The organism is Stenotrophomonas sp. 278, from assembly GCF_003935715.1.
In the GTDB taxonomy this organism is placed as follows: domain Bacteria; phylum Pseudomonadota; class Gammaproteobacteria; order Xanthomonadales; family Xanthomonadaceae; genus Stenotrophomonas; species Stenotrophomonas maltophilia_AH.
In genome coordinates this window covers 1-1,512 of the sequence record NZ_RHPP01000281.1, presented here as the reverse complement: position 1 = coordinate 1,512, position 1,512 = coordinate 1, and the positions used below count along the sequence as shown (strand labels likewise).

At 68.6% G+C, this 1,512-nt stretch carries 1 protein-coding gene; it reads right to left on the bottom strand.

Annotated elements, in window-relative coordinates:
* Window positions 1-120: 120 nt before the first annotated feature.
* Window positions 121-1,512, bottom strand: a 1,392-nt coding sequence (locus EGJ34_RS21650; protein WP_125362443.1) for a lytic transglycosylase domain-containing protein, incomplete at its 5' end; no start/stop codon positions are given.

The window sequence follows — 1,512 nt, the reverse complement described above, 5'->3', positions numbered from 1 at the left end:
ACGGGGCGGCACCCCCAGCGGCGTATTAGATTTGTAGGAGGGGCCCAAACAACGCCGCCCGCGGGGGGCGGCCGGCCCCCCCCGCCTGGGCCGGCCAACGGCCGGCGCTACCAGTTTCCCTCAATCGGCGGATTTCTCCGCGTTGGTCGGGCAGGTCAGCTGCTTGCGCTTGGCCTGCAGGCGGCCGTTCATGCGGTCGGTGACGGGCAGGGCGTTGCCGTTCAGGCGCCAGTCGTAGATCACACTGAAGGCCAGGATGCGTGCGACGTATTCGCGGGTTTCCTTGTAGCTGATGGTCTCGATCCAGATGTCCGGGTCGAAGCCAGGACGCTGCGACTGCCAGCGTGCCGTGGGCGTGGGGCCGGCGTTGTAGGCGGCAATGGTCACGTAGGGCAGGCCGTCATACTTGTTCATCAGCTGGCGCAGATATGCCGTCCCCAGCGCGATGTTGGTGTCCGGGTCGTACAGGCTGGACGCGCCGCCGTAGTTCACCAGGCCAATCGACTTGGCGACGCTGGCCCCGGTGGCCGGCAGCACCTGCATCAGGCCCATCGCATTGGCGGGCGAGCGTGCCTTGGGGTTGAAGATGCTTTCGGCGCGGATCTCAGCGGCGACCCACGCCGGATCGATGGCATGGCGCGCTGATTCGCGGCGGATGGCCGCGTCGTGATGCAGCGGGAAGCGCAGGCTGTACAGGCGTTGCTCCTCCGGAGTCTTGCCGAGCGAGAACACGGCACGGTCGAACCAGCCATTGTCGCGCGCGACTTCCACGGCGATGCGGCGCTGGGTGGTGTCGAAGCGGCTCAGCGCATCGTTCCATTCGGCCACGGCCCAGCCGTTGCGCTCGATCTTGAACAGCTCCATCGCGCGCACGATGGCCGGATCACGGGCGACGGCCGCCTGCGCCTGTGCGCTGTCGTCGGGCTCCCACGGACACAGGGTGTAACTGCCCAGGCCCAGCTGGTCGGCGGCCAGGAAGCCATGGAAGGTGGCCGAGCGGGCAGCTTCGCGGAACAGCGGCTGGGCTTCGGCACGCTTGCCGGTCTTGTCCAGCATGCGTGCCTCGAAGTAACGCCAGCGCGAGTCGTTGCGCTGGGTCGGCCCCATCTTGCGGATGGCGGTCAGCGCCGCCGGCCAGTCGCCGCGCGACAGCGCCTCGCGGGCGCGCCATTCGTGCAGGCGTTCGTCATAGGCCGAGTCCGGCACGGCATTGAGCCGGCGCGCAGAGTCGGGCCCGTATGAGGCTACTGTCCACAGCGCGATCTGATAGCGCACCTGGGCCTGCTGGGCCGGGCTCAGCTGCAGCGCGTTGGCGTACTGCGGCAGCTGCTGCTCGGTGGCATCCGGGTCGGCCTTGGCCAGCTTGGCCAGGCCATCGGTGGCAATGCGCCGGCTGCGTTCGTTGCGCGGCCAGTTCAGTGCGCTGGCATTGGGCTTGTCGACAAAGGCGGCGTACGTATTGGCCAGGGTCAGGTCGGCGGCGGGTAATCCGCGCGCGGCGCTGCGCATGAC